The organism is Psychrobacter sp. 2Y5, from assembly GCF_051847375.1.
Classification (GTDB): Bacteria; Pseudomonadota; Gammaproteobacteria; order Pseudomonadales; family Moraxellaceae; genus Psychrobacter.
Genome location: NZ_JBPYDA010000001.1, coordinates 182,397 through 209,194, shown reverse-complemented (window position 1 = coordinate 209,194; position 26,798 = coordinate 182,397). Strand labels below are relative to the sequence as shown.

Sequence of the window (26,798 nt, the reverse complement as noted above, 5' to 3'; positions counted from 1 at the left end):
AAGCTTACTAAAAAACTTTCAACGCTATAAAGTAACTGTTTATACGCAAGCTATTTTATGATCCAGTTTTTAGATCCATTAGTTATTAGGTCACCATTATGACGCCACTGCCGTACAGCTTTGCTAAGCGCCATCAGTTATTGGCAATACCTGCCATCGACCCTGATATGCCGCCGACACTAGTGCTGACTAAAGCCACGCCTTTATCGGCTGTCAATGAAGCGATGCGGTTTTTGCAGCAGCAAGGGCTACGCACAGCTCCTGAGTATAGTAGCGTCAGTCCTGATGAGTTTGAAAAACGCATGAATGCCGCTTATGCAGGCAATACTGGCGAGTCACAGCATATTGCTGCAGGCCTTGAAGATCATCCCGATCTCGATAGTTTAGCGGATAGTGTTCCTGAGACCGAAGACCTTATGGACAGTCAAGACGATGCGCCTATTATTCGGCTGATCAATGCGCTGTTATCAGAAGCTATTCGCTTAAATGCTTCAGATATTCATATCGAGACTTTTGAGAAGCGGTTGGTGGTGCGTTTTCGCGTTGATGGCGAGCTCAAAGAGATTATCACTCCCAAGCGGCAACTGGCCCCATTACTAGTGTCGCGTATCAAAGTTATGGCCAAGCTTGATATCGCCGAAAAGCGCGTGCCACAGGATGGGCGTATCAGTTTGAGACTGGCAGGGCGCGAAGTGGATGTGCGGGTATCGACGCTGCCCTCAAGCTTTGGCGAGCGGGTGGTGATGCGCCTGCTCGATAAGCAAGCGGGCCGGCTCAACATGACTTACTTAGGGCTCGCCGATAATGACTACAAACAGCTTGCGCATCTGATTCATCGGCCGCACGGTATTATATTGGTTACCGGCCCGACGGGTTCGGGTAAAACCACGACGCTTTATGCTGCGTTGACTGACCTCAATGATCAGACGCGCAATATTTTGACCGCCGAAGATCCGATCGAGTTTCAGCTCGATGGTATCGGGCAGACGCAGGTCAATAATAAGGTCGATATGACCTTTGCCAAAAGCCTGCGCGCGATGCTACGTCAAGATCCAGATGTGGTGATGGTGGGGGAAATTCGTGATCTTGAGACTGCTGAGATTGCGGTTCAAGCTTCTTTAACCGGTCACTTAGTGCTATCTACTTTGCATACTAATACCGCTATTGGTGCGGTGACCCGCTTGCAAGATATGGGTGTCGAGCCGTTTTTATTATCCTCGTCTTTGATTGGCGTTGTGGCGCAGCGCTTGGTACGTACCTTGTGTAGTCACTGCCATAGTTGGCAAGTCGCTGATATTGAGCAAGCCAAGCTATTTACCGAGATTGGCATTGAGCATCTTAGTACTATCAAGCTACCCAAACCTGTCGGCTGTGATAAGTGTAATCAATCCGGATTTAAGGGACGTACCGCTATTTATGAAGTCGTGCCTATCGATGATACCTTGCGGCGGATGATTCATAGCAATACTGCCGAGTTTGAGCTAGAAGCCTACGCGCGTGCGCAGACGCCATCGATTCGCGCTGATGGTTTGCATAAAGTGATCGCGGGTCGCACGACACTTGAGGAGGTGTTACGCGTCACGAAAGAAAGCGCCCTGCTAGAGGACGCTTTACCGATATAAATAATGACCGATATAAAGAATGCTAAAAAATAACGGTCTTCACACGATTTTTATAACGTACTATAGTTAATACACTTCAAAATCACATAGCATTACTGGGATGAATTTTGTGCAGCCTTTGGAGTGACGAAGTCGCACAGCAAGCAAGTAAGATTTATACCAGTAGCGCGTCTAAATTTATAACAGTTTTATTTTCAACAGACCCTATATTAGAGCGTATTGAACCTTTAAGACTAAGCTATTTACTACTTAGCTGCGATACATTCAATCTCAACGCTAGCATTGGCGGCTAAGTCTGCTACTCCAAAGGCTGAACGTACTGGATAAGGCTTGCTCAGCTCAGCTTTATACACCTCGTTGAAGTCGTCAAAGTCGCCCATATCCGTGAGCATAGCCATACATTTGACTAGGTCTGATTTTTGGTAGCCGTATTGCAACAGCACGCCATTGATATTATCTAGGCTCTGTTTGGCTTCTGCTTTGATGCCGCCTTCGACTAACTTACCGTCTTTAAAGCCAATCTGCCCTGACATATATAAGGTATCACCAACCCGAACCGCGGATGAAAAAGGATAGTCGCCACCATCCCCTAAGAATACAGGTTTCGATTGGCTCAAAGTAGGGTTAGCCGTTGCTGTTGCCGCCTGCGCACTAAAAGCTAAGCCTAGAGCTAGTGCTGCCGTGGGTAATATTTTGCCAAGTTTTGTGGCAGGTGATTTATGAGATGTAATCATCATTTTATCCTTATTATTGCAGGTTTGGTTTTAGTCATATTTGACTAGCACTGTAAATGGTAAATTCCGTTGTTAGTGAACGTACTAATCAATAAATTCTAATCCTAGCTCTTGAGTTAAGTATCGGTTTGCTCTTTGTCCGTAGAGTTTGACTCACTATTCTCAGTGTTATTGGCTTTCGTTTCTTGCGCGGATTGCTCGCGGCCTTGACGACGCGCCTCAAGCTCAGATTTGGGTATCCAGGCCCAAGTCATCTCAACGGTGATAGGGTCGCGCGCACTTTCAGACTCGCGATCATTGATCACACAAGGGATAACCATCTCACCCTTTGGCGTATTTAGAATCTCTAAGCGCTGTTCATCAGACAAAGTAGCGATTGCAGCGACTTGGCCTTTTTTTAGCGGACGATAAAAATTGACCGAGTAGGATTTTATCAGCAGCATCCGATCGGTAGGTAAATTAAGCCCTAAGATAAACCCTGTCGCGGTTTCAGCCAGTAAAGTCACGGCGACCGCATGGATGGAGCCGATATGGTTCTGCACGCCTTTGTCGTTTTTTAAACTGACGACCACTTGGTTGGGCTCAACGGTTTCGTAATAAACGCCAGTAGTCCCAACATAAGGCACTACTTTGCCAAAGGCTTTGGATAAAATGGTAGAGCGGGCGCCACTAGGCAGATATTTAGTGACTGATAATAGCTTAGAGAATTGATTATTCACAGGTTTTAAGGTGCTGGTTGGCGCATTGGTCTGGTCGTCTTTATCCGTTACCGTATTGATGGCTTCTGCTACTTTTTCAGGCAGCTGACTGGGAACCTTTTCGGTGACTTTTTTGGTCAATTTACGGGGTAAGTTATTGAATAATCCTGACATATAATATTCCTAGAGTGACACCATTTAAAAGTCATATTGCAGTGAGAGATAAGCAAGATATGATAGCATTAAGCGACTTATCGTTTTGTCTATTAGCATAAACTACCACGCCATCAAAATACAGTGATATACAGTGACGTTATGAGATCTTTGACACCTACCGAAACCTTACCCGCTAACCAAAATCCCGTCAACGTCATCTATAGCGGTGTCGCTGGCACGGGCAAAACGTATCGGCTGCTACAAATCGCTAAACAGTACAGCGATTGTTTGCCCACCGTTGACCAACAAACGTGGGTGACGCAGTTGGTCAGTGAGTTGAGCTGGCGTGAAGTGGTCTGCCTGATCTTATTAGATAAAAAGGCTGAGCAAAAAGAGTTGGTGAAAGTACCAGAAATCGTGGCGCATGAGTTTTTTGTCACAAAAGCGGCGCAGAATGAGCGAATCAAAAATCTTAATAACACCGTCTGGTCGGTACTCCAGACTCATAGTCCGGTCAGTTCACAAACGGTCAGCTGTGATAAGCGCGCCAGCCAAGCTTATTTTGATAAAGATGAGAGCGGTGCTTGGTATTTGTTAGCCGATAGTCTGACACTGCTAGAGGACTTACAGCAGCAGCTAACGGAGTATCGCCAGGCCCAGCAAACTAGCCAAGCTAGCAGCGCTCAACCCATGCGTAACGAGCGCTTCAGTATGGTGAGCTTTCATCAGGCCTATGGTTATGAGGAGTTTGTCGAGGGCATTCGTCCGGTGCTAGGCGCTCACAGCTCGGGGCAAGTCAGCTATCAAGTACAAGACGGCGCATTCTTGCAGCTGTGTCAGCGAGCAGCTCATGATCCTGAGCAGCGTTATGCTATGCTGATTGATGAGATCAATCGCGCCAACGTCGCTCGCGTGTTTGGCGAGCTTTTGAGTTTAATTGAGCCGGACAAACGTATCGGGATGCCCAATGCTATGTCTGTGACGCTCGCGTATTCTGGGCGCTCCTTTAGCGTTCCGGCCAATGTTGATATCTATGCCACTATGAATACCCAAGACCATTCGTTAGCCCCGCTCGATATAGCACTGCGCCGACGTTTTCGCTTCATTGATTGTCCGACGCAGCCTGAATTGCTAGCGACAATTCGCGTCGATGAGGAGGCTGTTGATTTAGGACAGTTATTGGCTGGGCTTAATCAACGAATTACGCAGACGCTTGGGCAAGAGGCGCAGTTGGGCCACGCGTTTTTATTAACCGTAAACAACTTGCCGCAGCTACAAGCCGCGCTAGTAGAGCAGATCATTCCGCAATTAGCACAAGCTACTGGCGGACAGCTAAGGGCGCTACAGTTTCTATTTCGTGATGAGGAGCAGCCTTTGGCGGCGCAGTTCATTCATAATGCACAGATAAGCCGTCAGCATATAGCAGATCATAATGCAGAGGCCCACAACGATATCGCCGCTCATCCTAATGTTTTGGCGTCTAACAGCATCTTTGGCTCACCTAATATTAGCAATAGCGGTTACGTTATCAATGCTGACTTGCTAGCTTGCTCTGGCAAGTTTGCCCAAGCGGCAGTGTATCAGCGCTTATATTGAAGCTATAATGCAACCCTATTGAAAGAATAAACGATGGTATCTAAAACAAACATAGATAGTGCGGCCCAAGCAGTGATGAGTGTGTATGAGCACCAACGCCTAACGGTAGAAGATTTTGCTTATGCCAGCGATTTCATGTGGCTGATGGCGCAAGAGTTGCCTGTATTTAGTATCAAGCGTCAGCGCGGTCAATGGCAGCTCAAAGTCGGTCATTATATAGGCGTCATCCTTATGCCTAGTCATATCACTTTAGAGGTACTACCAAAAACGCTTGCTAATACTCTCAGTAAAGCGCCTGCTAAAACCTCACACTCGCAGAATAATTCACACTCTGAGAATATAGTACAAACACGCCAGTGGGTTGGGCAAATGCTGAGCGCTTTGATTAATGCCAGTGATGCTCAACTGCCAACGCTCAAAAATTTCGGGCAAGCAAGCACAAGTTTGACGCCGCTACCGGTAGCAGACACTCCTATATCGCAATGGCTACTAGAGCAGTTTTTGCAGCTACTCAGTCGTTATCAGCCGAGTCAGCACTATCAAACCAAGGTTGAAAACCAAGCGACTTTACAAGGTAAACTGCTCATCAAAGAGCAGCTGCGAGATAACAGCTATCAGCCGCATAAATTTGTCAGCGAAGTCAGCACCTTAAGCGCTCAGATGCTCAGCAACCGGCTGATTAAAAGCGCTCTTCAGCTCATTGAGCCACTGCTTAACTATCCGCTGTTGCCCAAAGATGGGTTGGCGTGGCGCAGCATCACTGCCCTTAGCGCCCATGAGTATCGGCAGCTTGACTCGTTATACATCAGCGCTAAGCAGCAGCTTAGCCAGCAGCCTGTTGGCAGACAGCAACGTCAGGCGTCTCAGCAGCTGCTAGCCTTCGCTCACTGGCTACTCAAGACTCAAGCGGCAACGATGCCGACGGGCAATATCATCAGCAGTCATCAGAGTAGTCGTCAACAGCAAGACCTTAATCATTCATCGCCACTACGGCTGTGTTTATTACTCAATATGAACCAAGCCTTCGAGCAGTGGGCGAGCCTAAGTATTGCCGCTAGCTTTGCGAAGCTGCAAGGTCATTATCTGCCCCTTTATCAAGCTCAGCACGTTTGGCTCAAAGATCATTTAGGCCAAGCTCAGCTGTCTATGCGCCCTGATTTATTGATCTATCGGCAGGCGACAGAGCAGGGCTGCGTTCCCGGTATCGCTAGCCGCCATTGTAGCCATGTGATAGATATCAAGTGGAAGCTGTTGGCTAAGACTAGTGATATTAGCGCTAGTGATGCTTATCAACTGAGTAGTTACGCGCAGGCTTATCAGGCCCAGCAAGTGTGGCTGGTCTATCCCGTGACTGATAGCAGCCAGCGGCCGATCGCACTGCATCGTCAGTTTGACTCACGCTTTAGCTCTGTTACTAAGGTAGATAACAGAGCCGCAAACCGCACTCAAAATCAAAGCGCTTCTAGTGCTAAGCCGGTAGAAGGAACCCTTTGGTTGATGCCTTTTAATGTCTTGACGGGACAGATACTAAGCTCCATAGAACCTGTATAGAGCAATAACTATGGCAAAAGGTGGCCTCGATTAAAACAATCAATATGCCCCAAATGACTCTACAAAATAGCGCAAGATAAAATTATTTAAAAATAGGTGTTGACAGTATCGTCATTTCCCCTTAATATGTGCACCTCGATAGCGAGGAACACGAAGTAATTAAAAGCGCAGTTTATCTGATAGCCAATAATTATTTAAATGTTTTAACTGTCGAGACAATAGAGACTTTCGGAGTGTGGCGCAGTTTGGTAGCGCATCTGGTTTGGGACCAGAGGGTCGTAGGTTCGAATCCTATCACTCCGACCATCTATTTTAAGAGCCTTACAGGCTTTTTTTTATGTATAATGGTTTAGTTGCTTATATTTAAATAATAGCTCAGCCTAAATAGATAAAAAGCCCTTAAGAGCGCCTGTAGCTCAGCTGGATAGAGCATCTCCCTTCTAAGGAGGTGGCCGCAGGTTCGAATCCTGCCAGGCGCGCCATTTAGCCTGTAAATCTTGCCTTCCTTGGCAATAGTTATGGCGGTTGTAGCTCAGTTGGTAGAGCCCCGGGTTGTGATCTCGGTTGTCGTGGGTTCGAGTCCCATCAGTCGCCCCATTATTTTCATTTCTTCTTTTTATCTTAGTAAACCTTGTAGCTGACTATTCTGCAGCTTGCAAAGCTTAGTTCTATCTCTCCTTTTAGCTTAAACCCCTAAATATTTAGACCCTAAATAGTATAAAATCTATTAACGCTTGCCTTTTTGGGCATTTTTTTGCGTCTGGATTTTATAGTTTTCTGCTTTTTTATATGTTCGCCAAGCTATCGCGATTATATTTGAGCTTTTATCCAAGCTCTTATATGCTTTGTATAAGCCTAGATTAGTGGTATTGTTTAAGGCTAAGATGTGTTTAGCGTACGTATATTCTTATTTAGAGTCCAAATTGAACGATTTGACTTGTTTGCTAACAGATAGGTAGTTTATTTTGCTACCGCTGACTAATTAGCCATTAGAGTGTTGAAGGAAAAATCGATGGACGCACTAAGCGTGTTATTACAAAACGTGAATTTGTTCGAAACCAAATATCATCGTCTGAATGGCGCTGGTAACTGGTCTTATTCAATCGATAAAAAAGATACCATCTTGTTTTATTTAGTGCTATCTGGTGGGTTTTGTCTTGATGTTGGTAATGAAGTGCGTCAAGCTAACGCCGGTGATATTATTATGATATCTAATGCTGCTCAGCATATTAGTTATGCGCTTAATTATCACGGTAATGAAGCGAAATCTTTGGATACCAGATTGGTTAATGAAGGCAGTAAGGTTATCGAGCTAAACGTTACTGGCGATAACAATGCGTCTTTGATATTGATTGAGTGCCAATATGATAAAGAGATAATTCGTCCTTTATTGTCAGTGCTACCATCGATTCTGCCTGAGCTGAGCGAATCTTCTGATGCTAGGTTTGGGGTTGTGGATATTGAGGTCAAACTATTAACCTTAGAATCTGAAAAAGAGCGCATGGGTAGGATGGCGGTCATCAATCACTGGGCAGGTATTATGATGATTGAGTGCTTGCGTACTTATATAGAGAGCTTACCTGAGGCGACTGATAACTGGCTAAGGGCACTAAAAGATCCTTATCTTGCTAAAGCGATAGCCGCTATGCATGGTGACCCGAGCCAGAACTGGACAATCCATAAACTCGCTGAAGTGGCCGGTATGTCGCGCTCGAGTTTCGCGCAACGCTTCAAAGAAGTAGTCGGTATGCCGCCTTTGACTTACTTAATTGGTTATCGTCTACGCTTAGCGTCCCGCTACTTGCGTTTGCAGCAAAACAGTATTAGCCGTATCAGTGAGCTGGTCGGTTATGCCTCTGACTCCACCTTCAGTCAAGCTTTTAAACGCGTTTATGGCGTCTCGCCAAAAGCCTATCGCCAGCAGTATCAAAACAAGATAGCGGTCTAAGCAAGTCATAATGCCGGAATATCATGATGCGCCGATACCATAAACGATAGTCGTCTTCAATGCTAAAAGCATCAAGATTAAATCTATAATCTTGGTGCTTTTTTATTGGCGATTTTTAGGATTATAACCAGCAGCAAAAGAAAAACGATACCTCTTAGTGAACTTAAGCGCTACTGGCATAAATTCTTCTAGCGTGTTGTCTTTCGCTACGAGCGCCACTCTTGTCTTGCAATATATAAAACAGTGCGTTATCCCCTTTCAGGGCAGCTGACAACTGCAGTGGGTTAAGGTACTATAGACAGTGACTCGTTTTAGAGTATCAATACCAAAACGATACTGTCTAAACGATATTTATTTTTGTTAGCGAAGATATGCTATGACCCAACCAAATTCTGAGCAACACTTTACTGCGCTAGAGCCTGCAGCTCAAGATAGCAGTGAAAACCATACAAACAAAGAGAGGCTGTATCACGAGCCATTATCCTCTACGACAGCGTCCAATAAGGCTGAGCTATTAGAGCGGTTTTTAGTGCCCGTAGCGGATGTCATCGATCAAGGCGCAGCAGCGCTCGACACCCAGAGCAATGTGGCGGAGCAGCGAATCGCGCTCTATCGTGCTCAGCATGAGCGCACGCGCCTACTTTATCTAGCTCCCGCAAATATGCGTCCCACTTATTTAGTGCAAACCTTGAAGACGCAGTTCGCTGAATATCAGCAGTTTACGCTCGCCCAGCAGCTTGATAAACGTGGTTTGCTCGAAGTGGAATCTATAGAGCGCCTTTGGCAGCAGCTACATGTGGTCGATGATATTATCGCTGATATCGTTAGCACCATGCCTGCGCAGCAGCCGGCAGGTTGGCAGCTCACCGCGCAAGAGGGTCATAATCCGCTGCGCCTGCCTACTATCGGCAAGCTCAAGCATGGCAAGCCTATTACCGATCAAGGTAGTCTCAATAGCTATGTCTTAGGTCACTTCGGTGTCAGTAGCTTCACTTATGATCGTGGCTATTATATTGGCCATGTCATTGGTTATTTATTTAGCTGTTATTTCTGCGCGCATCTCTCTATCAGTTACGGCGTGTCGGCATTGGGCGAACAAGTGGTTGAGGGCTATGATTACGCCAGTCTTGAGACGCCTTATATGGTACGTCTGCTACAAGGCCTAGATGGCTACTGCAAAAAGCGTGTTTATCAGTTGGCGGTGATTTGTGCGCGTTTGAGCGTCTATGCCAGCGACAAGCGTATCGAAAAAATGCTGATTGCCGAGGTCAATGACTTTGATAAAAAACTACAACAGCAGCACTTAGAGGTATTATTGCTACAAGGAATGATGCCTGAGAGTCAAGATTCGACTCCTTTGTTCTAATTCTTGTTCTAATGCTTCAATTAGGTTTGAACGTTAAAAAAGTTTTATAACCGGCGACTCTAAAGTTGTCTTGTTTGCGGTATTGTCACGCTAATTTCCCCCTTATTCGCTCATTTAGGATCCTTGCTGTTATGACCGCTTATCATTACAAAGCTTTTGATGACCAAGGAGCGATGCAAAAAGGCCTATTAGAAGGCGATTCTGCGCGGCAGATACGCCAGCAGCTACGTGATAAGCACTGGACACCTGTAGAAGTCAGCGCCGTCAATGACAGACAAAATAAACATAAAAACCGCTATAAAAAACCTTCTGCTTATGAGCTAGCGCTATTAACGCGTCAGCTATCGGTGCTACTAGCGGCCGGTATTCCACTAGAAGAAACGCTAGCGGCCGTCGCCAAACAATCGCCTAAAACCCATATAAAATCCTTAATGCTAGCGGTACGCTCGCATGTATTAGAAGGCTTAAGCTTGGCGCGAGCTTTGCAGCAAGCGGCCAGCTTTCCGCCCCTTTATATCGCCACCATTGCCGCCGGCGAGAAATCCGGTCACTTAGATCTCATCCTCAATCAGCTTGCCGACTACACCGAAAACCGCTTTGCTCTACAAAAGAAGATTCAAGGCGCTATGGTTTATCCCATTATACTGATGGTTATGGCGGCAGCGGTTATCATGGGGCTAATGAGCTTTGTAGTACCCAAAATTGTCAAAGTCTTTGAACAGTCCGAGCAAGCGCTGCCTTGGATTACGCAAGTAGTGCTGACGCTATCGAATGTTATTACTGATTGGTGGTGGCTGATGCTGCTTATGTTAGCGGCGGCCGGGTTTGTCTTGTACCGCTTCGCGCAAACGCAGGCAGGTAAGCTGGCTATCGATAGCCTGGTACTAAAACTACCGATATTAGCGAGACTATCCAAAGGCCTAAATGCCGCTCGCTTCGCTAGTACGCTTGCGATATTGGTGCGCTCCGGCGTGCCCCTGATCGAGGCTTTGCACATAGGCGCGGCAGTGGCGACTAACCTGCATATTCAGCAGACCATTATCACTGCAGCCGATCGAGTCACCGAAGGCGCGAGTCTCTCCAGTCAGCTCGAGCGCTCCTCGTACTTTCCGCCGATGATGGTACAGATGATCAAGAGCGGCGAGAACTCAGGCGAGCTTGAAAACATGCTGAGCCGTGCGGCAAACATGCAAGAGGCGGAAGCCACTAACTTTATTAGTACTTTACTATCGCTACTTGAGCCGCTGATGCTAGTGTTTATGGGTGTTATCGTGATGATTATCGTCATGGCGGTGATGCTACCTATCGTCAATATGAATGACTTGGCAGGATAAGCCCGTGCTAGCTTTCTTAAGTTTTGCGCACTGTTGTAGATTGTTGACTGACGCCTGTTTACGCTTATGCCAGATAGCACATTAGGCTATAGTAGCGGTTGTTCCTGATGCCGTTGATAGGATGCGCCTAAAAAAGCGCAATATTGAGCTTTAAATAAGAAGTACTAAAAATATAAAGCACCGAGCATCGTCAGTTCGCTGACGATAGTGGAAAAATAGCAACTCATAGTCTATAGTGATTATTATTAAATTTTACAGCCTTTTATTACTCACTTTTATTATTAACCCGGTACGGATGCAAGCGATGACTATGATGGACCAAGCGCAAACGATCAGCATGAAAGTACAGCACCAGCGCCACCTGACAAAAACAAGCTCACAAGCAGGCTTTACTTTGATTGAGATTATGGTGGTCATTGTTATTTTGGCGATTTTGGCCGGTTTAGTCGTACCCAGAGTGGTGGGGCAAAGTGACAAAGCAAGAGTCAAAACCACAGAGACGGCGCTTGCTACCGTATCAAACGCGCTAGATATGTATAAAGTGGACAACTCGCGCTATCCCACTTCAGGCCAAGGACTAGATGCGCTGACGACGCCGCCAAGCAATGCCAAAAACTATCCAGAAGGCGGCTATATCAAGGGCGGTTATCCAACAGATGGCTGGGATAATGAGCTCCAGTATGCCTCACCTGGTAGCGAAGGGCGTCAGTATGACTTGTTCTCCTTGGGAGCAGATAATCAGCCGGGTGGTGAAGGGCTAGACGCGGATATCTACGCGCAAATATAGTCGAATTACTTTAAAAATGTTATAGCGCTGCTTAGCCTTCTTTCACATCGTCTTTTGCCATCTAGCTTTTTATTATATAAGCACTCAATATCAATCAATAAGTCGTTATTGGTTGATATTTTTTATTAAATATAAGTCGTTGCAACAAAAGGTAGTTTTTTATGTCAATTATGCGAACTTCTAAAACAACCAATCGCCTAAGTACGATAGCTATGGCGTTCGTACTATCAATGGCTGCTATGAGTACGCAAGCGGCGGGCTTAAATGAGCTGTTTGGTAATAACAGCGGGAGCAAAGCGAAGTTTTTGCCAGTGGATGAGGCTTTTGATGTCTTGACTAGCACCAAATCCACGAGTCAAGGCACGCGCCTATCGATTACCTTTGACATCACGCCAGGTCACTATGTTTATAAAGACCAGCTAAAAGTGCGCTTTCCTAAAGGCATCAGCGCGACGCCTTTTACCTACAGTCAAAAGCCGGTGACTATCGATGATCCTACTTTTGGTAAAGTGCCGGTGTTTAAACAAAGAACCGTCGTTGCTACCACCACTTTAGCAACCAAAAACGGTAAAGGCGCCAAAAACGCCCCGATCCTTATCGATTGGCAAGGCTGCGCTACCGCAGGACTATGCTACCCACCAGAAAAAGTAAAAACCAAAATCAATATTCCGGCGACTCTTTAATAGCCCTTATCAGTACCCTGTTAGTCCAGCACTAGTAATAAAAAGGTAGTCCTTTATGTCTAAAACGACGTCAATAAACCATCCAGCGCCGACGAAAAAAGCCCGCTCAAGAGCCGCTTATCTGTTGGCGTTAGGACTATCTGGCGGCTCGTTACTAACGGGTGCGGCAGCGACAGGACTGATGGCTGTCTCTAGCACTGCTCAAGCGTCTGCCCTTAGCGATTTATTTGGCAATAGCTCTGAAGCTCCTCCTAAGTTCTTGCCCGTGGACGAGGCTTTTCAGGTCACTAGCAGCACAAAAGCCTTGGCTAACGGCACGCGGCTAGCGATTAATTTTGAGATTACCCCTGAGCATTATGTCTATAAAGATCAGCTCAAACTTAAGCTGCCTGCTGGAGTAACCGCCAGCCCTTTCAGTTTTAATCAAAAGCCGGTCTCCATCGACGATCCAACTTATGGGCAAGTGCCGGTGTTTGATCAGGCCAATATGATCGCTAGCACCACACTGACAAGCACCAACGGTAAAAGCGTGAGCGCTGGCGAGGTGACGATTGGCTGGCAAGGCTGCGCCAAAGCCGGTCTGTGCTATCCCCCTGAGAAGATCAAAACCACAGTGTCTATTAAAAGTGGTAATGATAGCGAGAATAGTGATAGTAGTAAGGCGGATACGTCTACAATAGCCGCCGCTGGCAATACTGCTAGTAGCGATAACTCAGTAGCTGCCCAATCAGCCTCAACGTCTGCGGCAGCGGCTGACGAGGCTGTCGACTATGATGACTTAGACAGCGATGCTATCGATTATGATACTTTAGAGAGCGACATGACAGCGACGAGCTCAGTCTCTGGTGGCGATAGCAGTGTCAACGGCGAAGATAGTGCCAGCCTTGACGATGAAAGCACGACATCGAGTACCGAGAATAATAGTAGTGGCGTGGTCAACGGTCTAGATAATAGTGATCCGTTTGGGCTTGCAACGCATCCTTGGCTGGCTTTACTACTATTATTTATAGCAGGATTAGGACTAGCACTCACGCCTTGTGTCTTACCGATGCTGCCGATAGTCGCCAATATTGTTGCGCGTCAAGAGAACCCAACGGTCAAAAAGGGCGTTATCTTAACCACCAGCTATGCGCTAGGGGTGGCTATCGCTTACGGTATCTTAGGGGCGGTGATTGCGGTATTTGGTGAGTCGCTCGGTATCATCGGCTGGCTACAAAACCCTATTATTCTAATTAGCTTTGCTATTATTTTTGTACTACTGGCGCTGTACATGCTTGGTGTCTTTAGCATTCGTCTGCCGCGCGCCATTAGCAACAAGATGCAGGGCTTAAGCCAAGTTGGCGACAGTAAGCTTGGCAGTACTGGCGGTAGTTTAGTGGCTGGGTTTTTATCGGCGTTAGTGGTCTCGCCTTGTGTGTCTGCGCCATTGTTTGGTGCGCTATTGGCGGTCTCGACTATTGGCAGTCCGCTATTGGGTTTTGCCGCGTTATTTATGCTCGGGTTTGGTTTGTCTGCGCCGCTGATCTTGATTGGTGCGACCCAGGGCAAGATTATGCCAAAAGCGGGCGCGTGGATGAACTGGGTCAAGCAGGGCTTTGCGCTGTTATTATTCGCCGTGGCACTGTTACTGATCGAGCGAGTGTTTATCTCACCAGTGATGTTACTGGTGTGGGCGCTATGGTTTATGGTGGTAGCGACTTGGGCGTGGAGCTGGGTCGGTAGGGCGCGTATGCTGACGCAGGCGCTAGGTCTAGTCGTTGGGATTTGGGCGACGATGCTCATCATTGGCGCGGCTTTAGGCAATGATGACAGCTTACAACCGCTAGCATCATTAACAGCAGCACCGATGATGGTGCCATCAGCAGGTCAGACTAGTGATCAAGCCGCAGGAGCCAATAAAGCAACAGATGAGCATATCACTACGCTGGCAGAGCTTGATGCGATTACGGCGAAAAACCCGAAAGTCATCGTCGATCTCACGGCCGATTGGTGTATTGAATGCCGCATCATGGACAAAAACTTATTTACCAACCGTCCTGCGCAGATGCAGGACTGGCAATTGGTTAGACTCGATATCACTGAGACTACGGCAGACTCAAAAGCTATCTTAGCGCACTATCAGCTGTTTGGACCGCCTTCGCTGCTATATTATATCGACGGAGAGCTGGTCAATAAGCAGGTCGGTGAAATCGGTCGCCAAGAGTTTGAGCAGACTTTAACGGCTTTGAATAAGTGACATTAATTTTAATAAGTTATTTATTAGCGCGATATTCAGCTTTATAGGGTGGATATCGCGCTTTTTTATGGCTGAAAATGATTAGCGTTGTTAAGTCTTTTTTCATTTAACCTTGTCAATATTAAGTAGGGATAATGCTAGTATAATGCGCATAATTTTATTACAATAACGCAACAATATTTGATAGCCGATGCTGCCGCGTTACTTTACCTAGCTAAGGCAGTAGCAGCTTTTAAAAGTATTCAATGATTTGTCTCTTATATAGCTGACTATCACCGCTATAGTCGATTCAATTTAAAAAGCATGAGGTGTTACAGAGATAAATCTTGCACAGCGCCGAAAATGAACCGCACGCTAGAAGGATTTATACCAGCAGCACGCCAAAACTCTCGACCCTTTTTATTTTGAACTGAGTATAGTCTCGAATTATTTGTGCTATTGATAGCAGATAATATGCCGGCATCTCTGCCCATTATGACCAAGGACTACTATGTTTGCTCAGGTTATCACCCGATATCAAGCTCAGCGTCACCCGACGTTGAACGTTGCACTAAAGACGCCTCTAAACGTGGCTATAGGCGTCGCCTTAAGTTGCACCGCTCTGCAAGCACAAGCCGCCACAGAAGCGCCTATCTACAACGAGATACCAGTAGCCGGTGCCAATGTAGAGTACGTAAGCGAGGACTCGTCGCAAGGTATGAATGAGCCGATGACAAATCCTGACGGCTCTATTGATCGTAGCAAAATGCCGAGCGATGCTTTTATCGCTCAGCAAGCTCAACTGTTTCTTGAATGTACGGAAGTACAGACTAGCGCGGCGCGTTTGGCCTGTTTCGATAAAGTAGCAGAGCAAGGCAAAACACCTAGTTATACCATGAGTAAGCAGCCGGTAGATCTAGCCAAAACCTTTAGAACCACTATCTCGGGTAAGCCGCAAGTGATCCTTGCGCAAGACGACTTAGACGATACTGACGACACTCTAGACGCGGAACAAGCGCAGACTACTCGAAGCTTAGATACCGTAGGACTGACACAAAGAGAAGCAAAAGTGTTAGAAGAAGTGGGAGTCACCCAAGAGCAAATAGAGAAATACTCTCCGCTGAGCTTAGCTTATGATCTAGACCAAAACAGCGAGCGCGGTACATGGACGGTGAGACCGTATCGACCGACTTATGTGTTGCCGCTGTTTTATACTTTTGATCCCAATCTCAACCCAACCTCTAGCAATCCAGATGAGCCAGGTCGAGACTACGACTCTAATGATATTCGTAATACTGAGCTCAAATTTCAATTATCGCTAAAAACCAAAGTCGGCGAAGATTTATTTGATACCAGCGCTGACTTATGGTTTGGCTACACGCAAGAATCGCATTGGCAGGTCTATAACGAAGACAACTCTAGACCGTTTCGAGCGACGGACTATCAGCCAGAGATATTTTTGACCCAGCCGGTTACCGCTGACCTGCCTTTTGGTGGACGTCTACGTATGCTAGGCGCGGGCGCCATTCACCACTCCAATGGCCAATCAGATCCTATTTCCCGCTCATGGAATCGCGCTTATCTGATGGCCGGGGCCGAATGGGGCAAGTTCTCTGTGGTACCGCGACTTTGGGTTCGGGTGAATAATGAAGATGAAAGTAGCGAGGATAATTCGGATATCGAGGATTACATGGGCTATGGTGATATCAAGTTCTTGTATGATCTACCCGATCAACAGAGCCTCAGTGGTACGCTGCGCTACAACCCAAGCACTAATAAAGGCGCAGCCCAAATCGACTATATTTATCCTTTATCCAAAAACGTCAATGGCTATGTGCAACTTTTCCAAGGGTACGGCGAATCCATCATTGATTACAATCACGAAAATACCTCTATCGGCTTCGGTATTGTATTAAATGATTGGAAAGGATTTTAGACTATAGGTCAGACTAATGGTTGTGCGCCGCTTAGCGCCTTATCAGTTGGGGTTGTGGCTGGCAGAGTATGTCAATATACGCTGCCAGTTATGCGGCTGCTACCGTAAAGCGCCCTATAATGACCCTACAAATTCTAACCATGCAGACCCATCAGCCAAACGCTCCTCTAGTCAGTCTGCAACTGCTAATAAAAGCCTGCTTTGTAGCCGCTGTCAGCGGAGTATCGCTTGGCTACCGGCGCCATTTTATGTCGATATTGCCGCGTCAGTTACTTTGCCGATTCAAGCGGCCAGCTACTACGATTATCCGCTGCGCCAAGCCATTCGTGCTTTTAAGCATAGTGAGGATATGACCCGCCTACCTCTACTTGTACATATGCTGCGTCAACTACCCCGGCCGAAAGGCTGTCATGCGGGTAATAGCGTCATCTTACCTATGCCTACTACTGATAGCCGCTTACTCAAACGCGGCTTTGACCCGGTCACTATCCTCTCGGTCTATCTCGCCAAACACTGGCAAATCCCCTTATGGTATGGGGTAGAACGTCAGGATGATACCGTCAGTCAGCAAGGTCTGAGCCGTAGCGAGCGCCTGACTAATCTAAATGAGGCTTTTGTACTCACCCAAACCCCGCCAGTCAAACGTCTGCTCTTATTCGATGATGTCGCAACCACAGGCGCAAGCCTGCAAGCGTTAGCACGTGCTGTCATTCCCACTCATCCTTATCTAACCTCTGAAGAAGTCACTGGGATCACGAATAGCGACAGTCAGCCTGCTGATATCAAGGCGACTAAGTACCATATTTCAGCTTACGCCCTCGCGCATGGCAGTCAAAACCAAAAATAGCCCCGCTCATCTTCTAAAAACTACCGTTTATTTTTACTATAACTAGAGTCTTTATGTCTTTAGTGTTATTTTTGTATATAATAAAGATGAATTGTTTTTGTATTATTTAAACTTGTAAGAGTGTGAGCTTGTCAACGTGTTATTAATAGTGAGCAAATAACACTTCAAGCGACTGTCTTATCTTGATTAGAGACAGAGATGGAACAAATATTGCACATTTAGAATATACAACTGCCTCTATAAGTGGGTAACGCTTGTAGTTGTAAGTGAACGAATCGTAGCTAACTAAGACTTTAAGGATTGTAGAACTTGGATGTGAAAGCCGCTATATCTAACTCGTCTTATAACAATAAAAATTCGGCAGGGTTTACCCTGATTGAGCTGATGGTGACGATTGCGGTATTGGCCATTATCGTTAGTATTGCCGCGCCTAATATGAGTACGCAACTTGCCAATCAGCGGGTGAAGTCGACGACGGCTACACTTGCTAATGCTTTGAAAGAGGCGAAAGTAGAGAGTCGTATTCTTCGGCAACCGCTAACTTTAGAATATGACAATAGTAGTAAAGTGTTAAATATTCAGAACATAGTTTCAAACAAAGTAGTTGCTACTATTGCTAGCTACAAATACGACGTAGAAAGCACCATAAAATCAGCTACTACTAGTATTCAGTTTAGACCTAACAATACGGCTGATGTAATGACTTATACTATCTGTGATAGTAAATCTATAGGAGCCTCTCGCCAGATTGAAGTTAGCAGCACAGGCAATATAGTTATCAAGGTAGGGGGAACCTGCTGATGAGTGGTTTTACACTTCAAAGAGGTATAGGTTTAGTCGAGGTGATGGTAGCCTTATTGCTACTAGCTGTTGCTGTTCTAGGTTTCAGTGCTATGCAATTAAGTGCTGTAAAAGCTACTGATGAGAGTCTAATGCGTACTCAATCAATCTCTGCAATAAAGTCTTTATCAGAAAGTATGCGTATATTACCTGATAGTAGTCTGCTTTATAAAAAGCAGGTTAATGATATATATAAAAGCAGTAGCTCTAGTGATAATTTTGTCAGTACCTACTGTACAAAGGCAAACTCATATGCTGCTTCAGCTAAAAACTGTAATACTGACAATTGTACCGCGGAAGAAATGGTTAAATATAATGTTGGTGCTATCATAAAGTCGACATGTACCAAAGATATTGTATTAAATATAGAAACTTGCCCAAACACCAGTGGCGTTAATCAACGACAATGTATTGTTGCTGGATGGAATCAGACTAAACCCACTATGATTGACAGTGATTTTTCATGTACTAATGCGAGTGGAAGCTACAAGCCTGCCTCTTCCTGCTTTATTATGGAGGCTTATTGATGCCAATTTTTTTATCAAACATATCCAAAAAACTGACTGCTAATAGAGCTAATATTCAGCAAGGGTTTACTTTAGTAGAGCTAATGATCTCCTTAGTGTTAGGACTATTGATATCGGCAGCAGTTATGCAAGTTTATCTAGCTAATGTTAGATCAGCAACTTTGCAAGATGCAGGATCAAGTATCATTGATTCCAATGTTTTTGGCTTACCAGTTATAGAAGATCATATTCGTTTGGCAAACCTAGGACTAGCGGGAAAGGTTGATGATACTAGTGAAGGGTCAGGTATAGTTTTGACTCAAACAGGCAACCTAAAGGGCATAAAGCTGTCTGGCAATAAAGACGTTCCTCTTACTTTATTGACTAATACTGGCGATATGACAACTGTAGGCACAGGTAATCAATGGTCAGCAAAAACCGCGACTAATACTCCGAGTGGACAACTAACTATTCAGTTCAGAGCACCTCAGGATATGTATGATTGTGAAGGTAATCTGGCGCTAGGACCTAGAGAAGTTAATCTCAATAAAGTTAAAAAGATTATCGATGGGCAAATAGTTATAGAGCGCTACTACTTACAAGCTCAAGATGCTACTAAACCCAATCAGCTATCTTTGTACTGTGATGCTGGTAAGTATATCGTGGAAGATATGGATAACTATGCAGAACAAGGAAGAGCAGGAAAGGCTACTACTGTGTTTACAGCTAAGAATGTAATAAAAGACTTTGGAGATAAAGGTGAGGTAATTATTCAGCACATGGATTATTTTGACATTTTGCTAGGAACTAAAGAGGGTCCTGATATTCGTTACTATACGGTTAAAGAGTATAAAGCTGCGGTCAATAAACCTGAAATTATCTCTTTAAAAGTTGGCGGTATTATACGTTCTAATAGTGTGGTTCAAACCTCTGAGCTGAATAATGAATTTTCAGTTTTTGGTAAAACTATAAAACTCAAAACTGATGCTACAGACGTAGAAAAGAAGTATTTGCGTTTTGCGGTTCAAAATGAAATTGCTTTACGTAACGCTAGGCTAAATCTCTAATTAGAAGGTATAAGTCCATGAAAAAGATATCATCTATGCCCAATAGTAGTCAGCAAGGTGTTGCCTTGATCGTGGTTTTATTGTTTTTAATATTGATTACTTTAGCAGGGGCTATAGCAGTAAGAAACAGTACGACTGACTTAAGACTAACTACTAGTGAGCAAGCCGATACCTTAATGTTGAATACGGCTGACAATACTAATAAAAGTATAGAACAAGTGGTAAATATAGATAATGATGATAAAAAGGCTGTGGTACAAAAAAGTATTGCACTTAGCTCAGCGGGAATGTTTGGTTATTTTATGAACTTAGGAGCAGAACAAAATAGAAACGATCAAATTGTATTTTGTTATCGACCTCGCGGTGACTACTTTTTTCGGCTTAATGAGGCCACAGTGATAGACCCTAGTGGCGGCAGTAAGCTTGTCACAGGGACTACCAGCTCAGGTGGGTTTTGCCGAGTGAGTAATGCTGAAGATTTTAGTAGTGCCCGTAATAATGTCATGACGCAAGTCGCAGTGACCAGACCTAGTAGTGATATGCTCGCCTCAGAGCCTTTTGAATATGTACCGACACAACGCTCAATTACTACCGCTAATGTCACCAGTAGCTCACCAAACTTTCGCTTATTTAGTACCTCATTCTTACCAGGAATGACCCAAGCAAGCGAAAAAGAGATATTAGAATGTCTAAAAAAACCCAATCAAAATGCCGCTGATTACGGCTATACTGAAAAAGACAAAGACAATAACGACGTCGTAAAATACTATGACCAGACCTTGACGCAGTGCTTGGCTAGCAAAGGCATACCAGCAAAAACCTTAGTTGAAGATGTTAAATTGGAGAATTTGCTTACTCCGCAAAAGTGCTTAGATTATGGTAAAGGTGGAGCCGGTAATAAGATTAGTACAGAGTGTCAGAAGCTACTAAATATCTCTGCTTCTGGCGCTCCAAAATGAGACGATTAACTACAACAAGTTTATTCGTTCTTGCTTAAAAATTATACTCCAAGGAGTACCCTATGAAAGCTTCTAACTTATTGTCAGTATTACCGGCTACTGCTCAGACCAACTTTAGAGTCTCAGCATTGGTAGTAGCTTTGTCTGCTATTAGTCTTGCTACTACTCACAGTCATGCAGCAGTTAGCTATGATTTAAAAGGAGTGGCGAGCTATAGTACTTTGGGTGATCTCTCCATTTATCAGCCTCCTATTGGCGAGTCTCAGCCAACAGTTATGCTAATGCTTGATAAATCGGGCAGTATGGGTAATTTTTATAGATCTGGTTATGGAAGAATAGACAGTCTATGGATTGACTATGGTAGCTTAGATTATCAAAAAGCCCCTTATATCATAACAGAATACATAGACAGAGTAGAAAGAGAATACATTTGTACTAGGTATGGGTGGTTTGGCTGTAGAGAAGGTTATTGGAAGGAAACCATCGTTACTGATACTGTAAAAACAACATATGACTATCACACTCCTAATTTAACAGGTAAAGACGGTAAGCCTTGCTATTTTAGTAACTATGACCTAGCGACTGTTAACAGCTATATCAACCCATCTAGTGGAATTGGTAATGGTTATCCTACAGGGTTTAAGGATAACTTTATTAGTCAAGAGCGCGATGATGATGGGGAAGATTATGATATTACTTATTGCATCGATACCAGTGCTCAAGATACGCGTACAGTAGCTGAGATTGCAACAGGTGATGTGCCAACCAACTGGCGCTTAGATAGGATGAGTGCACTAAAAGTTGCTGTATTTAAGCTACTACGTAATCCAAAAATGAATGAAGATATCAATGTAGGAGTAGGCTCTTACGGCTACAATGGTGGTAGGTACGGTAAAGTAGGTGTTGCCGCAAAGCCTTTAGACGATGACCATAAAGATGACATCAGAGAATATGTAGCAGATTTAGACCCTTATGGTGGTACACCAACGGCTAGAGCCTTTGCAGAAGCAGGCGCATATGTACTGGGTAATAATACTTCTGCTGGTACTGATACGTATAGCGGATTCTTGAATACTGATATAGATGGCGTTATACGCAATAGTAGTAACTATATCAAACCTGAAAGTTCACAGTGTGCGGGCACTGGTATATATCTACTGACAGATGGTGAGCCGAATAACGGCGCTAGTTACACTCAGACAATGATGCGTCCCTCTTTGAATGATAGTAGCTTTCAATGTAACAACCTTATGAGCAACTCAGGAGCTAGCGGAGGGAACGAAGCGAGATGGGACTGTATTGGTGCTTATGCTCGAACATTAGAAGAGAGTAAAGGGGTCAAAACCGCTATGGTCGGTTTTGGTAGTAGTTTCAATGTATTCAATGATTCCAAAAACTACAAGTCTGTACAGGCACTGCTGTCTGATGGTACGCCTTATGAAAAAAAGTACTACCGCTGTGATCTTCTGAATGACACAGATGCGCGTAATTCTTGCAACTTAGGTATGGAGTCAGAGGACCTTGATACAGGATTTAGTGGCTTTACAGGTGTAGGCGGTTTTGGTAAAGGCGGTTTTTATTACGCCAAAGATTCAAAAGATATTGTAAATAGTGTTTTATCTTTTGTTACTAAACTTGATAATGATTTAGCCAGTATTCCCTCTGGTACGATTACTATTCCTCAAGATCCACTAAGCGCTCAGAATATTCAACCTTATGCTTATCTACCCATGCTTGAGCCAAAAGTAGGTAGTAATTTACTAGTATGGCCAGGTAATCTTAAAAAGTATCAGGTCAATCAAGGCACGCTTTATGGTAAATCCGCCATTGGAAATGATGCGGATACTCGGCTTTATGTCAGTATGGACAAAGATGGCAAGATAGACACTACTGGCAAAAAGTTCCCTGCAGAGCTAAATCCCAATGCTCGCGACTTATGGAGTACCAAAAACTATAAAGCAGTCGATGCGAACGGCAAGACGGTCAATGTCAATGATCGAATAACTGCTGGCGGCTTTTATGCTCGTCTAAAATCCCCCACTACCGCTAATAATTCCTCTCGGTCGGTCTATGTAGAGAGTGGATCGGGACTCAAAAAGGTATCAGTACTTAATGGTAAGCTGGTAGGGTTTGCAGATTTAGACAATAGTTATGGAGCTGAACAAAAGCTATACTTGCTAAGCTTTTTAGGCTATGACATTGCAATCGATGCAGCACTCATCAAAAAAATCAAAGAAGCTAGTAGTCAAGAGACTGAGCTTGAAAAACTGATAACTACTCCTAGTGGCGAAGTCAAAGTATTGGGCGGAGTATTGCATTCAGAGCCTACGCTTGTCAGCTATGGGGGTAAAATTAATTCACCCGAAAAAAATACCGACTCGGATCCTACGACGATAGACGCCGATGCAGGACAAATCTCGACTGATGATAGCGATCGTGAGGACTATGTCATGTTTGGTTCTATGGAGGGTGCACTACATATAGCCAAGTCAGAAACGGGTGAGGAAAGCTTAGCTTTTATACCCAAACAACTCATTAAAGAGCAGTTAAAGGCACTCAAACTAGGAGCAGTCAGTACTGATGTAGCAAAGGACAACCCTCCTGTATTCGGTGTCGATGCTCCTTGGATGACCACGGGTAAGTATGATTATAAGTTTAACGCTGATGGCAGTGGCAAAGTGACTGCCAGTAGCATGAGAATCTATGGGGGACTGAGTAAAGGCGGCGTAGGTCTATATGGCTTAGATGTCAGTAAAGTTAGTGACCCTAAAAAGCTCTTTGCTATCGATGCTGGAGTTTCAGGCTATAGCCGAATAGGGATGGTAATGTCCAAACCTGTAGCAGGAAAGATCAAAATAGGTACAGGTACTAATGCTATAAAAGAGGTGATTATATTCGGTGGTGGCTATGATAAATGTTATGAAGATCCCACCTTTAAACTGAACTCTACTAACAAATTCGCCAACTGTAATATCTCTAAAGCAAAAGGTAACGCAGTTTACATTGCCGACGCTAAAACCGGAGATCTTATCGTCTCTATCTCAGGTGAGACGACAGGCAGCAAAAATGTCAGTGTTACTTCGATGAAACACAGTATAGTAAGTGAGATTACGACATTAGATCGTGATAATGATGGACTTGTAGATCATTTATATTTTGGTGATTTAGGAGGTCAGCTTTATCGAGTCGATTTGCAAAATGGAAGCAGTATTAGCTCCACAGCTGGGGTCAATACTTTTGTACGCCGAGTAAGCCGAGTACTGAATGCCAGTGGCGATAGTACTAGTGATAATCTCTCCAAAAACCTTGCCAATAAAGGTTTGCAGTATCGGTTCTATGCTCAGCCTTCAGTAAGCTTCTTTGATGCTGAGGGTTCTAGTGGTAAGCGTACAGCGGTAGTCAACATTGCCTCAGGAGACCGCAGTAGTCCATTGTCGCGTAATCGTGACCTATCAGAGGCTAATCGACTATTTGGCATTATAGATAGGGATCTAGTCGATGGTAACTTATACGGTAATGGCTTTGAGCTCAAAGTTAATGAGCTGACTTTAGACAAGCTTGCCTCACTACCTTTCGATAAGGTAACTACGCCTCTAGGCGCTCCAACAGTAGCAAAAACTAAAGCAGGAGTCTTAGCAGCGATGAAAAGCGGAGTCTTCTCTGGTTGGAGCTACCCATTAACTTACTTTGAAGGGTACTCTAATATTAAGAATGTCAAGAGTATGGGCGATGGGTTGGCAATGGGCGGTATCTACTATATGACCGCCTACAGCCCTGAGATGCAGTATGATACGACAATTAACACTTGCTCAGCGCAAGTCGTGGGCGGCTCAGAGCGTCAGCTTTATTGCTTGCCTTGGGGTATATGCGATGCTACTAGCTCTAAAAATGGTACTGGTGGCTTCGTGCGAGCAGGCAAAGGTATACAGGAGCTCGCTCTAGGCGCGTTCAGTGAAGATTTTACCAATGTACAAGTCCTTATAGGGAATCAGACTTTCGCTGAGCAGGTCGTCTCCGATAACCGTGTTGAATACGATGCCAGAAACCCTGCTGCTGATGGCCCTAATGTAATACCTCATAAGTTTGATGGTAGTGGTAAGCTATCGAATGCAGCAGGAATGGGGTCAGGAGGTATATTCGGTAATATGAGTGGCTATAAGCTCTACCCTCAGCGCTGGTACGAAAAATCTCCTGATTAAAAGGGCAAGATAGCTATGCATAATATATCTACACTAGTGATTAATAGTACGAGGTCTCTTAAATCTCATCGAGGCTTCACGCTTATTGAGATGATGATTGTAGTATTCATCATTGGCGTACTAGCGGCTATCGCAGTGCCAAGCTATCGTCAGTATCTAGTGGTCAATGCTGAGCGTAATGTACAGGCGAAGATGCAGCAGCTACAACTAGAGCTTGATCGCTGGCGCGCATCGGCGCTTACTTATAAAGGCTTTTTGCCAAGAAATATCGATAGTAATGATAAAATAGTCTATCAATATGATGAGGGCAATACAGTAATTTATGTTCCTAGCGGTAGTACGGCTGCCAATTATAGCTATAAGATTACTTTAGTCGATGGCAGTAGTCCTACTAAGTCATTGGTGGCGACGGCAGGTGTCGATAATGTGACAGGTAGGACATGGAAGATGCTGGCTGAACCCAAGGACTCTGGTATTACAAAATACGGTCATTATTTTTTAATGACTAGTAGTGGTGTGCGTTGTCAGAATACTAGTAAAGTGCTGATAACGGCTACCAGCTGTGGTACCAATCAAGGAGAGTGGTAAAAGTGATTAACAGTCTAGATAAAGCTACTGAACATGGCTTTACGCTCATAGAGCTTATGATAGTAGTCGCTATCCTCGGTATTATCTCTGCTATCGCGTATCCGAGCTATCAAGGGTATATTGAGCGAACCAATCGCGCTGATGTGATGAATGAGCTACAAAACATTGCTACTACTATTGAGAGTCGCAAACTGGCTCAAGGTCGCTACAGCAATGCGCTAGTTACAGGTTTAGGAGGTAGTTATCCCAGTACAGGAACAGCACTATATACGATCTCGGTTACTCCTAATCCTTTAACGTCTAAGTGGACTATCACAGCGACTCCAGTAACAGGAAGTAGAATGGCAGGCGATGGCAATATTACGCTCAATCATCAAGGGCTAAAATGCCGAGATACGAGCTGCGGTTTAGAGGGTGAATGGCAGTAATTGACAATTTTTGCACTGCTTGATGTACCAATGACAAAAAACGTCAGCCAAGGTTACGCTTTATTATATTAAGTGACTGAACTGACAATAATTAGCAGGTTGACAGTAACATTATGTTAACGCTACACTAGCAAGCGGTCGAATTATCATGATAAATGGTAAAAATAGGGGTAAAACCCGTAATTTCCTACTACGTCCGTCATTTTTTAGTTTTGGCATATTATATGCAATCAATATAGAGAGGCGTAACAGCTAATTTTAATCTGTAAATTAAAGGTAGGTCGTACTATAATCGACTGTCTCTATACCACCCTAAGGAGTTCTTATGAACACACAAAAAGGTTTTACCTTAATCGAACTAATGATCGTTGTTGCGATCATCGGTATTCTAGCGGCGATCGCGATTCCTGCTTATCAAGGTTATACTGAAAGATCAAGCAATACGGCATGTAGAGGCGAAGCTAAAGCCATCGCTAATGCACAGTTGATTTCTTTTTCATCTCAACAACCAATGGAACCACCAGTTTGGTCAGCTTGTGAAGTTCCTGAAGACGGCCCAACAGTAGTAGGTGAAGGAGAATTACCACCTACAGGTGATGATCCAGAAATCGCTGATGGTGCTCCAGGTTGGTCAGTTACTGCTCCAACACCAGGTGGCGGTACTGTAACTTGTGATGCAAGTGCTAACTGCACATTAGCTGAAGCTGAATAAAAATCAATTTTTTATCTATTTAAAAA

Annotated in this window: 21 protein-coding genes and 3 tRNA genes; 22 read left to right on the top strand and 2 right to left on the bottom strand. The window is 44.6% G+C overall.

The window, feature by feature from the left end; all coding sequences use genetic code 11:
- The first annotated feature begins 98 nt into the window (after positions 1–98).
- Entirely contained in the window at positions 99–1,622 is a 1,524-nt protein-coding gene (gspE, locus tag ACS8E3_RS00840; protein ID WP_439240229.1) for a type II secretion system ATPase GspE, read from the top strand.
- 245 nt (positions 1,623–1,867) lie between these two features.
- On the opposite strand, the gene ACS8E3_RS00835 is transcribed toward gspE, so the two are convergent.
- Together ACS8E3_RS00835 and ACS8E3_RS00830 are read right to left on the bottom strand one after the other, a co-directional pair.
- Complete coding sequence (locus ACS8E3_RS00835) at positions 1,868–2,356, bottom strand: RidA family protein (protein WP_439240227.1); 489 nt, start codon at positions 2,354–2,356, stop codon at positions 1,868–1,870.
- A gap of 116 nt (positions 2,357–2,472) precedes the next feature.
- Positions 2,473–3,228: a DUF4442 domain-containing protein gene (locus ACS8E3_RS00830; protein WP_439240225.1), complete on the bottom strand. Its 756-nt coding sequence runs from the start codon at positions 3,226–3,228 to the stop codon at positions 2,473–2,475.
- A 141-nt stretch (positions 3,229–3,369) separates the two neighbouring features.
- Between ACS8E3_RS00830 and ACS8E3_RS00825 the strand changes: the two genes are divergently transcribed.
- The 21 genes from ACS8E3_RS00825 (at position 3,370) to ACS8E3_RS00725 (ending at position 26,772) form a co-directional block, all read left to right on the top strand.
- Positions 3,370–4,806, top strand: coding sequence for an McrB family protein (locus tag ACS8E3_RS00825; protein ID WP_439240223.1), 1,437 nt, complete (start codon positions 3,370–3,372; stop codon positions 4,804–4,806).
- Between the two features lie 33 nt (positions 4,807–4,839).
- Positions 4,840–6,357 (top strand): McrC family protein, encoded by a 1,518-nt coding sequence (locus ACS8E3_RS00820; protein WP_439240221.1) that lies wholly within the window; start codon positions 4,840–4,842, stop codon positions 6,355–6,357.
- Between the two features lie 229 nt (positions 6,358–6,586).
- Positions 6,587–6,663, top strand: a tRNA-Pro gene (locus ACS8E3_RS00815).
- A 99-nt stretch (positions 6,664–6,762) separates the two neighbouring features.
- Positions 6,763–6,839 (top strand) — tRNA-Arg (locus tag ACS8E3_RS00810).
- A gap of 39 nt (positions 6,840–6,878) precedes the next feature.
- Positions 6,879–6,954 (top strand) — tRNA-His (locus tag ACS8E3_RS00805).
- 415 nt (positions 6,955–7,369) lie between these two features.
- Positions 7,370–8,305 (top strand): helix-turn-helix domain-containing protein, encoded by a 936-nt coding sequence (locus ACS8E3_RS00800; RefSeq protein WP_439240219.1) that lies wholly within the window; start codon positions 7,370–7,372, stop codon positions 8,303–8,305.
- A 376-nt stretch (positions 8,306–8,681) separates the two neighbouring features.
- On the top strand, positions 8,682–9,671 hold the full coding sequence (locus tag ACS8E3_RS00795; protein ID WP_439240217.1) for a hypothetical protein: 990 nt from the start codon (positions 8,682–8,684) through the stop codon (positions 9,669–9,671).
- Between the two features lie 131 nt (positions 9,672–9,802).
- Positions 9,803–11,005, top strand: coding sequence for a type II secretion system inner membrane protein GspF (gene gspF, locus ACS8E3_RS00790; RefSeq protein WP_439240215.1), 1,203 nt, complete (start codon positions 9,803–9,805; stop codon positions 11,003–11,005).
- 337 nt (positions 11,006–11,342) lie between these two features.
- Positions 11,343–11,792 (top strand): type II secretion system major pseudopilin GspG, encoded by a 450-nt coding sequence (gene gspG / locus ACS8E3_RS00785; protein ID WP_439240661.1) that lies wholly within the window; start codon positions 11,343–11,345, stop codon positions 11,790–11,792.
- A gap of 161 nt (positions 11,793–11,953) precedes the next feature.
- Positions 11,954–12,475: a protein-disulfide reductase DsbD N-terminal domain-containing protein gene (locus ACS8E3_RS00780; RefSeq protein WP_439240213.1), complete on the top strand. Its 522-nt coding sequence runs from the start codon at positions 11,954–11,956 to the stop codon at positions 12,473–12,475.
- 55 nt (positions 12,476–12,530) lie between these two features.
- The gene (dsbD, locus tag ACS8E3_RS00775; protein WP_439240211.1) at positions 12,531–14,711 is read left to right on the top strand and encodes a protein-disulfide reductase DsbD; all 2,181 of its coding nucleotides are present in this window, start codon (positions 12,531–12,533) and stop codon (positions 14,709–14,711) included.
- Positions 14,712–15,201: 490 nt separating this feature from the next.
- Positions 15,202–16,626 carry a phospholipase A gene (locus ACS8E3_RS00770; protein WP_439240209.1) on the top strand — a complete coding sequence of 475 codons (1,425 nt, stop codon included), beginning with the start codon at positions 15,202–15,204 and terminating at the stop codon, positions 16,624–16,626.
- 16 nt (positions 16,627–16,642) lie between these two features.
- Entirely contained in the window at positions 16,643–17,473 is an 831-nt protein-coding gene (locus ACS8E3_RS00765; RefSeq protein ID WP_439240207.1) for a ComF family protein, read from the top strand.
- 384 nt (positions 17,474–17,857) lie between these two features.
- On the top strand, positions 17,858–18,274 hold the full coding sequence (locus ACS8E3_RS00760; RefSeq protein ID WP_439240659.1) for a pilus assembly FimT family protein: 417 nt from the start codon (positions 17,858–17,860) through the stop codon (positions 18,272–18,274).
- Positions 18,274–18,840 (top strand): type IV pilus modification protein PilV, encoded by a 567-nt coding sequence (pilV, locus tag ACS8E3_RS00755; protein WP_439240205.1) that lies wholly within the window; start codon positions 18,274–18,276, stop codon positions 18,838–18,840. The genes ACS8E3_RS00760 and pilV overlap by 1 nt, the downstream gene beginning before the upstream one ends.
- Positions 18,840–19,886 (top strand): PilW family protein, encoded by a 1,047-nt coding sequence (locus tag ACS8E3_RS00750; protein ID WP_439240203.1) that lies wholly within the window; start codon positions 18,840–18,842, stop codon positions 19,884–19,886. Before pilV ends, ACS8E3_RS00750 begins: the two co-directional genes overlap by 1 nt.
- Positions 19,887–19,903: 17 nt before the next feature.
- Positions 19,904–20,845: a hypothetical protein gene (locus ACS8E3_RS00745; protein ID WP_439240201.1), complete on the top strand. Its 942-nt coding sequence runs from the start codon at positions 19,904–19,906 to the stop codon at positions 20,843–20,845.
- 62 nt (positions 20,846–20,907) lie between these two features.
- Positions 20,908–25,044 carry a PilC/PilY family type IV pilus protein gene (locus ACS8E3_RS00740; RefSeq protein WP_439240199.1) on the top strand — a complete coding sequence of 1,379 codons (4,137 nt, stop codon included), beginning with the start codon at positions 20,908–20,910 and terminating at the stop codon, positions 25,042–25,044.
- Positions 25,045–25,059: 15 nt separating this feature from the next.
- Positions 25,060–25,632, top strand: coding sequence for a type IV pilin protein (locus tag ACS8E3_RS00735; RefSeq protein ID WP_439240197.1), 573 nt, complete (start codon positions 25,060–25,062; stop codon positions 25,630–25,632).
- Positions 25,633–25,634: 2 nt separating this feature from the next.
- Positions 25,635–26,060 carry a type IV pilin protein gene (locus ACS8E3_RS00730; protein WP_439240195.1) on the top strand — a complete coding sequence of 142 codons (426 nt, stop codon included), beginning with the start codon at positions 25,635–25,637 and terminating at the stop codon, positions 26,058–26,060.
- 325 nt (positions 26,061–26,385) lie between these two features.
- Positions 26,386–26,772 carry a type IV pilin protein gene (locus ACS8E3_RS00725; protein ID WP_439240193.1) on the top strand — a complete coding sequence of 129 codons (387 nt, stop codon included), beginning with the start codon at positions 26,386–26,388 and terminating at the stop codon, positions 26,770–26,772.
- The last annotated feature ends 26 nt before the right edge of the window (positions 26,773–26,798 follow it).

What these genes read in the sequence shown, in the direction of transcription:
- gspE (WP_439240229.1), top strand. Translation starts at nt 99, where the DNA reads ATGACGCCACTGCCGTACAGCTTTGCTAAGCGCCATCAGTTATTGGCA.
- ACS8E3_RS00835 (WP_439240227.1), bottom strand. Translation starts at nt 2,356, where the DNA reads ATGATTACATCTCATAAATCACCTGCCACAAAACTTGGCAAAATATTA.
- ACS8E3_RS00830 (WP_439240225.1), bottom strand. Translation starts at nt 3,228, where the DNA reads ATGTCAGGATTATTCAATAACTTACCCCGTAAATTGACCAAAAAAGTC.
- ACS8E3_RS00825 (WP_439240223.1), top strand. Translation starts at nt 3,370, where the DNA reads ATGAGATCTTTGACACCTACCGAAACCTTACCCGCTAACCAAAATCCC.
- ACS8E3_RS00820 (WP_439240221.1), top strand. Translation starts at nt 4,840, where the DNA reads ATGGTATCTAAAACAAACATAGATAGTGCGGCCCAAGCAGTGATGAGT.
- ACS8E3_RS00800 (WP_439240219.1), top strand. Translation starts at nt 7,370, where the DNA reads ATGGACGCACTAAGCGTGTTATTACAAAACGTGAATTTGTTCGAAACC.
- ACS8E3_RS00795 (WP_439240217.1), top strand. Translation starts at nt 8,682, where the DNA reads ATGACCCAACCAAATTCTGAGCAACACTTTACTGCGCTAGAGCCTGCA.
- gspF (WP_439240215.1), top strand. Translation starts at nt 9,803, where the DNA reads ATGACCGCTTATCATTACAAAGCTTTTGATGACCAAGGAGCGATGCAA.
- gspG (WP_439240661.1), top strand. Translation starts at nt 11,343, where the DNA reads ATGAAAGTACAGCACCAGCGCCACCTGACAAAAACAAGCTCACAAGCA.
- ACS8E3_RS00780 (WP_439240213.1), top strand. Translation starts at nt 11,954, where the DNA reads ATGTCAATTATGCGAACTTCTAAAACAACCAATCGCCTAAGTACGATA.
- dsbD (WP_439240211.1), top strand. Translation starts at nt 12,531, where the DNA reads ATGTCTAAAACGACGTCAATAAACCATCCAGCGCCGACGAAAAAAGCC.
- ACS8E3_RS00770 (WP_439240209.1), top strand. Translation starts at nt 15,202, where the DNA reads ATGTTTGCTCAGGTTATCACCCGATATCAAGCTCAGCGTCACCCGACG.
- ACS8E3_RS00765 (WP_439240207.1), top strand. Translation starts at nt 16,643, where the DNA reads ATGGTTGTGCGCCGCTTAGCGCCTTATCAGTTGGGGTTGTGGCTGGCA.
- ACS8E3_RS00760 (WP_439240659.1), top strand. Translation starts at nt 17,858, where the DNA reads ATGGTGACGATTGCGGTATTGGCCATTATCGTTAGTATTGCCGCGCCT.
- pilV (WP_439240205.1), top strand. Translation starts at nt 18,274, where the DNA reads ATGAGTGGTTTTACACTTCAAAGAGGTATAGGTTTAGTCGAGGTGATG.
- ACS8E3_RS00750 (WP_439240203.1), top strand. Translation starts at nt 18,840, where the DNA reads ATGCCAATTTTTTTATCAAACATATCCAAAAAACTGACTGCTAATAGA.
- ACS8E3_RS00745 (WP_439240201.1), top strand. Translation starts at nt 19,904, where the DNA reads ATGAAAAAGATATCATCTATGCCCAATAGTAGTCAGCAAGGTGTTGCC.
- ACS8E3_RS00740 (WP_439240199.1), top strand. Translation starts at nt 20,908, where the DNA reads ATGAAAGCTTCTAACTTATTGTCAGTATTACCGGCTACTGCTCAGACC.
- ACS8E3_RS00735 (WP_439240197.1), top strand. Translation starts at nt 25,060, where the DNA reads ATGCATAATATATCTACACTAGTGATTAATAGTACGAGGTCTCTTAAA.
- ACS8E3_RS00725 (WP_439240193.1), top strand. Translation starts at nt 26,386, where the DNA reads ATGAACACACAAAAAGGTTTTACCTTAATCGAACTAATGATCGTTGTT.